The 8,592-nt window shown below is 57.1% G+C and carries 8 protein-coding genes; 3 read left to right on the top strand and 5 right to left on the bottom strand.

The features are described from left to right. On the bottom strand, window positions 1-865 hold an 865-nt coding region (locus tag H5U08_RS05435; protein ID WP_297031048.1), incomplete at its 3' end, for a hypothetical protein. Between the two features lie 388 nt (window positions 866-1,253). On the opposite strand from H5U08_RS05435, the gene H5U08_RS05430 reads away from it, so the two are divergent. The 3 genes from H5U08_RS05430 to H5U08_RS05420 all read left to right on the top strand — a co-directional run bounded on the left by H5U08_RS05430 (window position 1,254) and on the right by H5U08_RS05420 (window position 5,205). Then, window positions 1,254-3,386 (top strand): prolyl oligopeptidase family serine peptidase, encoded by a 2,133-nt coding sequence (locus H5U08_RS05430; RefSeq protein ID WP_297031046.1) that lies wholly within the window; start codon window positions 1,254-1,256, stop codon window positions 3,384-3,386. A 243-nt stretch (window positions 3,387-3,629) separates the two neighbouring features. Further along, window positions 3,630-4,202: a GNAT family N-acetyltransferase gene (locus H5U08_RS05425; RefSeq protein WP_297031045.1), complete on the top strand. Its 573-nt coding sequence runs from the start codon at window positions 3,630-3,632 to the stop codon at window positions 4,200-4,202. 76 nt (window positions 4,203-4,278) lie between these two features. After that, complete coding sequence (locus H5U08_RS05420) at window positions 4,279-5,205, top strand: aldo/keto reductase (protein ID WP_297031042.1); 927 nt, start codon at window positions 4,279-4,281, stop codon at window positions 5,203-5,205. 204 nt (window positions 5,206-5,409) lie between these two features. Here H5U08_RS05420 and fabF read toward each other — a convergent pair whose 3' ends face one another. The 4 genes from fabF to H5U08_RS05400 form a co-directional block, all read right to left on the bottom strand. After that, complete coding sequence (fabF, locus tag H5U08_RS05415) at window positions 5,410-6,693, bottom strand: beta-ketoacyl-ACP synthase II (RefSeq protein WP_297031041.1); 1,284 nt, start codon at window positions 6,691-6,693, stop codon at window positions 5,410-5,412. 179 nt (window positions 6,694-6,872) lie between these two features. Next, window positions 6,873-7,382, bottom strand: a complete 510-nt coding sequence (locus H5U08_RS05410; protein ID WP_297031038.1) for a 3-hydroxyacyl-ACP dehydratase FabZ family protein — start codon at window positions 7,380-7,382, stop codon at window positions 6,873-6,875. Window positions 7,383-7,458: 76 nt separating this feature from the next. Further along, complete coding sequence (locus H5U08_RS05405) at window positions 7,459-7,866, bottom strand: acyl carrier protein (RefSeq protein ID WP_095415990.1); 408 nt, start codon at window positions 7,864-7,866, stop codon at window positions 7,459-7,461. A 177-nt stretch (window positions 7,867-8,043) separates the two neighbouring features. Continuing rightward, the coding region (locus H5U08_RS05400) for an SDR family oxidoreductase (RefSeq protein ID WP_297031037.1) at window positions 8,044-8,592 on the bottom strand (549 nt) is incomplete at its 5' end.

The raw sequence follows: 8,592 nt of genomic DNA, 5'->3' as shown, positions 1-8,592 counted from the left end.
CGATCTCCCGGGCCTCGTCTTTGTCTGCGGTTTCCCAGGCTTTGTTCAGCTCCTCGAAGGGTACCGGAATGACGGGCACACCCAGCTCTTTTTGAATGGCGTCGGAGATCCCCGGCCAACCACCTCCCACGGCAAGAATCTTGGCTTCTTTGATGGCCTTGAGCGTATCCTCCGGTGAGAGTGGGTTCAAAGCATCTGGCAGGGATGTCAGATCACCGGCAGCTGGGGTCTTCTCACGCCGGATTTTGGTGACCGCAGCGACAAAATCTGCTATCGAACCACCGTTTTTTACAATTTGAAAGCACCGAGCGGCCGCCACGTGGTCGTCCATGTTGGATGACGCCACAAACGCCACGTTCGGCTTGTTCTGGCGGAGGAAACTCGCCGTGTACACGAGGAAGCCGCCGCTCCCTCCGAACTGGAAATCAACATAGAGCACCGGCTTGCCCGTGTCGGCAATTGTCTGCACAACGCGGTTCCAGCAATTCATCTGGTAAACAATGTAACCATCAGGCGGGTTTGCTGTGTCTTCCTCGACGATCTTCGCGGCCGCTGCCGGACCGTTAGCCATGGCCGGGACAAAGTCCGTATCCGGGCAACCATTCTTGAGCGTTTCTTCGATTCGAGCCATAACCGGCCGGAAGTCGAAACCCTTGTTCGGCCAGTCGGGGCGTTCCTGAACAGGACCATGAAGAGCAAAAATCAGGCGGATTCGCAGCCGGGTGGATTCCGACCCGTAGGACTGCCGCGGAGATGGCCGAATCACCGACGTGGCAGCAGCACAGGCCGCACATCCAGCCAGAAAACGCCTGCGTGTGACACAGCAGGCACATCCGCCAGACACGACAGAGAGCGCGGTCTTCATAGTTTGTCCTCCCGTCAGCGTGATAGAGCAGTTGGTCAGAAACACTCGCAGGTATCTCGGGCCCGGTGTTGTCATTGCGAGGGAGAAGCGGAACCCTCTACAGCGACAACCGGCAAGCGTCGAACCTGCAGCAAACGGTGACCTTCTTGGTCATGTTTAGGCTAACTTTTAAGCTGTGAGGATTCAAGCAGAAACGTGAGACGTTTCATGATGTTAGTGAAGATAGGGAAGCCGGTATCTTGTGAGGGCTGCCTCTGGTTGGTCCAATATTGGACGCGCGAGTGGCCGGTGTGCTGGGATGGCTTGCCCCTGCCCCTCCGCGAGCGGTTTTGCCTGTGTGGATGCAATCCGTTGCATGAAAAGAGGTGCATGGAAAGAGGAGATGGCTATGAACGCTGGAAGACGCAATCTTGGGCACTCGGTCGTTTGGGGACTCGTATTTATGGCTGTGGTTTTCGGCGACAACGTGTTGTTTGGTCAACCGCGGCCGGAGTGGCGGCCGCTGGGGCCTCTTCCGGGCGACGCCATGCTCAGCCGGTACTTCGAGCACGAAGTTGCCATACTTCGAGACCGCTGTCTGTCTGATATAAAAACGCGAGCGGACTGGGAAAACCGCTGTGAGGAATACCGTCGTCAACTCCGTGAGATGCTGGGGCTCGATCCCTGGCCGGCGAAAAGTGATCTGAAAGTGACGGTCACAGGCACGATTGAGCGAGAGGATTTTCGCGTGGAAAAGTTGTACTATCAATCCCTTCCGGGATTGTACGTCACCGCCAATTTGTACTTGCCGAAGAATATTTCGGGTCGGGTTCCCGCCGTTCTTTATCTGTGTGGTCACGCCCAGGTGAAGATCGATAACGTGAGCTACGGCAACAAGGTGCACTATCATTTTCATGCCGTCTGGTTTGCGCGGCACGGATACGCCTGCCTTGTACTGGACAGCCTGCAACTCGGAGAAATTGAGGGCATCCACCACGGGACCTATCGCTACGGAATGTGGTGGTGGAACAACCGTGGTTATACTCCGGCGGGGGTTGAAGCCTGGAACTGTGTGAGGGCGATCGACTACCTGCAAACCCGCGCTGAAGTCGACCCAGAACGGATTGGTGTGACCGGTCGCAGTGGGGGCGGAGCCTACAGTTGGTGGATTGCCGCCATCGATCCGCGTGTCAAGGTGGCGGTTCCCGTGGCCGGTATCACAGATCTCCAGAATCACGTTGTCGATGGCTGCGTGGAGGGACACTGCGATTGCATGTATTTCGTCAACACATACCTTTGGGATTATCCGATGGTTGCTGCTCTGGTGGCTCCCCGGCCGCTTTTAATCGTCAATGGTGATCATGACCCCATTTTTCCGGAGGATGGCGTTCGCCGGGTGTACGAAGCCGCACGCAGGATTTATCGACTGTACAACGCCGAGGATAAAATCGGCATTTTCATTACCAAAGCTGCGCACGATGATATTCCACCTATACAGGAAGCCGCCTTCCGATGGATCGATCGTCATCTTTTGGGCAGGGAGCGGGAAGTCTATGATCCCGTGGAAAAGGTTTTCACGCCTCAAGAGCTGAAGGTACTGGACAAGATTCCCGAGGATCAGCTCAATACAACCATTCACGAGCACTTCGTGCCTGCTGCACCGATTGTCTTCCCGGAAAATGCTTCACACTGGGAAGAACTTAAGGCTCGGTGGGTCAGCTTGTTGAAAGAGAAATGTTTCAGAGGCTGGCCCACCAACCTGCCCCCGCCGTCCTGGAATAATGCGAAGGAGGCGGAGGCCGAGGGAATCCGGCTGGTCAGGGCGGAACTTCCGGTGCAGGATGAGGTCGTTCTGCCCGTTTATTGTCTACGCGCCCCAGACGGAACGCCCAGGCAAATAGAAATCGAGGTGCTCGATCAGGACGATTGGTCCCGGTGGCTGTCCAGTTTAAAACCGCGTTTCTCTGAAATCCTCAGCCCGGACCTTGTCACCGATGAAGAGAAAACCCTTCAGGGGAGCGAAGAAGCGTGGCAGAAGGTGAAGTCACGGATAACGAATGCGCCCGGCACGGTGCTGGTTCTCCTGTTGCCGCGAGGTATCGGCCCGACGGCCTGGAATTCGGATGCAAAGAAACGAACTCAGATCGAACGGCGATTCATGCTCATCGGGCAAACCAGCGACGGAATGCGCGTCTTTGACATCATCCGGGCAATTCAGGCAATTCGCGGGCAAAACGCATGGAAAGGGTTGCCCCTGACGGTCAAAGCCCAGGGACGTTTCGGGGTCCTGGCATGCTATGCCAGTGTTTTTGAGCCGGTGGACAAGCTCATCCTGAGAGACATTCCGTCAACGCATCGCGAGGGCCCCTACATCCTCAACATATCGCGAGTCATGGAGGTTCCACAGGCCGTGTTGCTCGCTGCCGATGGAAGTCGCGTTGAGCTCAAGGTGCGGACAACGGCGGATTGGGAGGCTCCTGTTGCGGCCGCGAGGCGTCTCGGTTGGTCTGAGAAAAAAATGAAAGTGAGTCCGATGCAGTGAAGCCAGGGAATAGCCGGTCGGATCATGAGGGAACAGCTTTGACCAGCGTCAAACTCGCCTGTTTTTGACGCCGTGAACCGTCTTCTTTTGGCCTGTTCCCCGTCAAGCCCCTGCCTGGCGCCCTCGTTGGGGGACATGCCATCCGTGAGACTCCCGGTCACGTTGACCGAAACCCAGGGGTGACCTAGACTGAGTTTAGGTCGATGTCACTCCCTGCTGATCTCAAGTAAGGGACACGGCGGCATGGGCTGGACGTATTTTAAACGATACCGAATGGAGATCGACTTACAGAATCGCGTCCTGGAAGAGCCCGCGGTGCCCGAGGGATACACTTTTCTGCCGTGGCAGCCAGACCTGCTCGACATTCACGCCCGGGTGAAACACATCAGTTTTCGCGGGGAAATTGATGCCAACGTGTTCCCCTGCTTTCTCGATGAGGCAAGCTGCCGACGACTGATGTTGGCGATCGTTCGTAAGCCGGGCTTTCTCCCCCAGGCGACCTGGCTGGCCGTGTTTCGCGGACGATCTGCGAACGACGGTGTCTGCGAATATTGCGGCACGATCCAGGGTATTTTGGATCCGAATACCGGGATTGGAAGTATTCAGAATGTCGGCGTCACTCCTCCGCACCGGAATCAAGGCGTGGGACGGGGGTTGCTCTACCGAGCATTGAAAGGGTTTCAGGAAGCGGGGGCTCCACGAGTCTTTCTCGAAGTGACCGCTGAAAATGAAGGAGCGATCCGCCTCTATCAACGGGTGGGATTTGTCATCACGCAAACCGTGTATAAAGTTGCCGAACTCCCCACCCCCCGATAGAATGAAGCGTCCCTTTGAAACGTTGACTCAAAAACCAGAAACCAGTTTTCATTTGTCCAGCAGAGGGAGATTGCTGATGTCGCTCGATCGACGTTCCTTCCTTGCCAATACAGCCACCGTTGGTGCCGGATTATGGCTTGAAAGCCACCTCGCGGCACAGCGGCCGGCACGCGCGGATACAAGCAGTTTTTCGACTGACCCCGTCGCGATGGTTCCGTTGGGGAAGCACCTCAAGGCGACCCGTATCGGGATCGGCTTCGGCGTGCGGGCATTCAATCGGCAGTCCAACATCACGCGGCGGGGACCGGATCATGCGGAGCGAATCGTTCGTTGTGCGTACGATGCAGGCATCCGATTGTTCGATAATGCCGACCTTTACGGTTCGCACCAGTATGTGGCCCGGGCATTGCGCGATAAGCCGCGGGACAGCTACGTGCTCGTGACAAAGGTGTGGTTCCATCCGTCGGGCATTCCCGCGGAAGATCGCACTGACGCCGATAAGGCGGTCCAGCGGTTCCTGAAGGAACTCAACACCGATTATATCGATCTGGTGCAAATTCACTGCATGATGAACGGTCAATGGACGGACACGATGCGACGGCAGATGGACCTGCTTGAGGACCTCAAGCAAAAGGGGCTGATTCAAGCACACGGCGTTTCCTGCCACGCGGTTTCTGCGCTGGAGGCAGCGGCTGAGTCGGATTGGGTGGACGTTGTGCACGCCCGCGTCAATCATCTGGGCACAAAGATGGATGACAAGCCCGAGGTGGTGATGCCGGTCCTGAAACGGATTCACGATTCGGGGAAAGGTGTCATCGGAATGAAAATTGTCGGCGAAGGGGCGTTCCGCAACGACCCGGCCCTGCGTGATCGAGCCATTGAGTTCGCGCTTCGCTCCGGGTGCGTGGACGTCATGATTGTCGGATTCGAGTTGCCCGAGGAGATTGATGACTTCAAGCAGCGTGTCGCCAGCACCCTGGAAAAACTGGCCAGCGTGGCCTAGCGTGAGGATTGGTACCCGGGATCTCCAGTTTCGCGAGAACCGGTTGCAAGGCCGAGGATCGCCTGGGTCGTCGGGAACCTTGTAGCTCCCCGGTGGCAAGCCAGGTCGGCGTGGCTTGGTGTAGAATGCGGTCGCCCTGCGGAGGCGTGCATTGTTAGAGTTCGCCCAGCGGCAACGTGATTCCCTGGGGATTTCGCGACGCCGTCAGCCTGTGAATCGACTGACGATGAGACTGATGTTTTGGCCGCCGAATCCGAAACTATTACTGAGGGCGATGTCGCACCTGGCCTCTCGGGCGACATTGGGCACGTAATCGAGGTCGCATTCAGGATCGGGCGTTTCGTAGTTGATGGTCGGGGGCAGGACGTTGTCCCGAATGGCCAGCAAACAGATGATCAGTTCTGTCGCCCCGGCGGCCGCGATGAGATGTCCCATCATGCTCTTCGTGCTGGAGACTGGCAGTTTGTAGGCGTAATCCCCGAAGACCTTTTTGATGGCGAGGGTTTCCACCTTATCATTGACGACGGTACTTGTGCCGTGGGCATTGATGTAATCGACGTCTTCCGGGTTGATGCCTGCATCTTTCAAGGCCATTTGCATGCAGCTAATCGCCCCACGGCCTTCGGGATGGGTGTCAGTGATCCGGTAAGCGTCGGCCGTTGTACCGTAGCCGATTACTTCTCCATAAATTCGGGCACCCCGGCGCTTGGCGTGTTCCAGTTCTTCCAGAATGACCATTCCAGCACCCTCGCCCAGGACAAATCCATCCCGGTTACGATCAAACGGCCGGGACGCCTTTTGCGGCGGATCGTTCTGGGTGCTCAGCGCCGTCAGGAGGCAGAAGCCCGTGACACCGAAGGGATGGATCATCGTGTGGGTGCCCCCGGAAAGCATGATGTCGGCTTCGCCTCGGCGAATAATCTCCACGGCCTCACCGATCGCCTGACTGCTCGCAGCGCATGCTGTCAAACAGTTCATATTCGGGCCCTGGGCGTTGAACAGCCCCGCCAGGTGACCCGCCGGCATGTTGGGTTCCTGTTCGAGTTCTTCGATCGGATGGAGGATTTCCAGTCCCTTTTTGGTGAATTTGACGACATCTAGCTCGCCATCCGACAGGGCCGCCACCATCATTTGGGTGAAGCGGTGGAAATCCTGTTGTCCCTCGCCGCTGCCGGTGTAGACCCCAAATCGCGTGGGATCGATCTTCGCTGAATCAAGCCCCGCGTCCTGCCATGCCTTTTTCGCGGCCCCGATGGCGAAATGCGTGTGACGTCCCTGGAACTTCCACTCTTCGGGGTCCTCGCCGACGTCAGTCAGGCTCCAGTTTTTTACCTCCGCCGCAATCCTTGTGGGAAAATGGCTGGCGTCGAAGAGCGTGATGTAGTCGATGCCTGACTCACCGTTGAGAAGGCGACGCCAGACGGTCTCCAGGTCCGCACCGAGCGGGGTCACCATTCCCATTCCCGTAATGACAACGCGGCGCCTCATGGAGCTAGCTCCGATTATCTCCCAGCCGATTTTCCAGTTTCCAATGGCTGCCGGTAGTTTTGCGGGACGTCCATCGGCAGCTTCATTGGTAAGTCATCAAGATCAGACGATTGATCGTATCATATTTTAAATGATACGCTAAGCCATAATGTGCCAACACACTCGTCCAGAGCACTCGTCTAAGCCGTTTCCTCGGGAGGCTCCTTCAGAGGGGATCCGTCGGCCGCCTTGCCCACTTCGTAGGCCCGAAGGATTCGCATCATGTGCGTCAGCGTGCCGGGATCAAAGAGTTCCCGGTCATTGAAGTCCTCACCCAGATGGGCAAAGACCAGTTCCATCTCGGCCTGAAGTATTTCCCCCTTGTGGCTCGTTGCCTTGACGACCGCTCCGTGGGGATGGATGTGCTCGATGGTGGCCGTGTAAGTGAGCACATCGCCGGGGACGGCCTCGCAGTAAAACTTGGCGTGGGGAACCTTGGCCAGCACGACTTTCAGTCTGAACTGGTTGTATTCCCCGACCAGCAGGCCGCCTGTCTGGGCCACGCCTTCGATGACAAGGCTGTTGGGCATGACAGGATAGCCTGGGAAGTGATCGTGAAGATATTCCTCGGCCAGGGAGACATTCTTAATCGCCCTGGCCATTCGCCCACTGTGAAATTCAATAAATCGATCAATCCAATACCACCGCATGTGCGCACTCAATGTCTAAAAACCGGCCCTGCACGGGGATGAACTCGTTCCCGCGTTCCCCGGCAGGGGGCGATCTTCATGCAGAGGCCTGGCCCTCCTGCTGCTGGAGCTTCAGCTCCACAAACCGGCACATGTCTCGGACCGTCAGGAGATTGGCAAAATCCTGAACAAGAGGGTTTCGTGCAAACTGATCCAGCTCGGCAAACGGCATCCGCTTGCGGAGTTCAGCGAGGCCCGCTTCGGTGAATTTGCCATCTTTGACGTACTCCGGATTGGTCAGAATATCTTCCGGGAACAATTCACCCCGCGGGATTTTGATGTTGAACGTCTTTTCCAGCTTGAACACGATGTCGAGGAAGTCGATCGACTCGGCACCGAGGTCCCCGACCAGCGTGGCCTCGGGCTTTACCTCTTCCTCATCCACGGCCAGTGCGTCCACAAGCACCTCGCGAACCTTCTGATAAATCTCCTCCTGGGTGAGCATTGCAGTCTCCCTTTGGCCAATCCGAAACCTATCCAATCCACATTTCCACGCGTCCCCAGCAGCCGTTTGGGACGAACACTATCCGACTACCTGGACGTCCTCATGTGTATCTGTTTTCTTGGCATTTGCATGCGGTCGAAGGACCCCCGGCGCGGGAATGTCTTATTATAACTCGTCTCAATAGCCGCCCAAGCTCAACCCCCCATCGACACGAATAATCTGGCCGGTGATGTAGGAGGCTTCGTCACTGGCCAGGAATGCCACCAGGTGAGCGACTTCTTCGGGCGTGCCGACACGCCGCATGGGAATGATTTCCTTGATTTTGGCCCCGGCAAGCCCTCGGACAGCTTCGCTCATGTCGGTTTCGATCATCCCCGGGGCGACCGCGTTGACGCGGACGCCACGAGCAGCAAACTCCTTGGCGAGAGCCCGCGTCAGGCCGTTGATGCCTCCCTTGCTGGCCGCGTAATTAGCCTGCCCGCGAGAGGAAAACTCCGCAGCCGTGCTCGAGAGATTGACGATGCTTCCCTGACGCTGCGAAAGCATCGGCTGGGCCACCGCCCGGCAACAGTTGAATGTTCCCGTCAAATTCGTTTCCAGCACTTCCCGCCATTGTTCGTCGGTCATCGTCCCCACGAGGCCATCGCGGATCACGCCTGCCGAGTTCACGAGCACGTCGATTTTCCCGCGGGCATTGAGAATTTTTTCGACCACTTGCTGAATCCG

It is taken from the genome of Thermogutta sp. (assembly GCF_014359955.1).
In the GTDB taxonomy this organism is placed as follows: Bacteria; Planctomycetota; Planctomycetia; order Pirellulales; family Thermoguttaceae; genus Thermogutta.
This window is presented reverse-complemented; position numbering and strand designations above follow the sequence as displayed.